General features: G+C 74.9%; 1 protein-coding gene. It reads left to right on the top strand.

Features of this window, described 5'->3' with window-relative positions:
* The coding region (locus tag FUT87_RS26980; RefSeq protein ID WP_222617318.1) for a two-component regulator propeller domain-containing protein at positions 1–1116 on the top strand (1116 nt) is incomplete at both ends.

The raw sequence follows: 1116 nt of genomic DNA, 5'->3' as shown, positions 1-1116 counted from the left end.
CTGGCAGACCGAGCAGGGCCTGCCGCTCAACACCGTCCAGGCGCTGCTGCAATCGCGCGACGGCGGCCTGTGGATCGGCACCGCCGGCGGCCTGGCCCGTTTCGACGGCCGGCGCTTCATCAGCTTCGACGCCGCGCAGGCCCCGGACGTCGCCTCGCAGCCGGTCTTCGCGCTGCTGGAGGACCGCCAGGGCCGGTTGTGGATCGGGCACCCCGGCGGCGTCGCGGTCTACGCGCAGGGGCGCTTCAGCGCGGCGATCTCGAAGGCGCAGGCCGGTGGCCGCCGGATCTGGTCGCTCGCCGAAGACAAGTCCGGCGCGATCTGGGCCGCTGGCGACGGCGCGCTGGTCCGCTGGAAGGACGGCGCGGTCAAGACCTTCGGCGCCGCCGACGGCCTGCCCGCCGCGCGGCTGCGCACCGTCGCCTTCGACACGGCGGGCACGCTCTGGATCGCGACCACCGGCGCGGGCCTGTTCGCGATGACGCCGGACGGCAAGTTCCATGTCTTCGACGCGTCGACCGGCTTCCCGCATCCGCAGGTGCGCTTCGTGCTGCCGGATCCTTCCGGCGGCGTCTGGGCCGCGACCGCCGGCGGCGGGCTGGTGCGCCTGCACGCAGTCGACCGCCCGGACATGCGCGTCTACACCACCGCCGACGGCCTGCCCAGCGACCACCTCACCGCGCTGGCCCGCGACCTCCGCGGCGACCTGTGGATCGGCAGCTGGGGCGCCGGCGTCAGCCGGCTTCACGACGGGCGCTTCAGCACCATCTCCGCCGGGCCGGGGCCGGCCGGCGGGCTCGCTGGCGGCCAGGTCTGGTCGCTGATGGCGGACCGCGAGGGCAGCATTTGGGTCGGCACCTGGGTCGACGGCCTGAACCGGCTGCGCAACCGCGCCTTCACCGCGATCGGCACGCCGGAGGGCCTGAGCCACGACAACGTCCGCTCCGTCGTCGCCGCGCGCGACGGCGCGATCTGGGCCGCGACCGCCGGCGGCGGCATCAACCGCCTGCGGGACGGCCGCATCACGACGTTGCGCCAAGCCGACGGCCTGCCCACCGACGAGGTCTCGACCATGCACGAGGCGCGCGACGGCACGCTGTGGATCGGCACCTTCCA

This window comes from Mitsuaria sp. TWR114, assembly GCF_007997345.1.
This window is presented reverse-complemented; position numbering and strand designations above follow the sequence as displayed.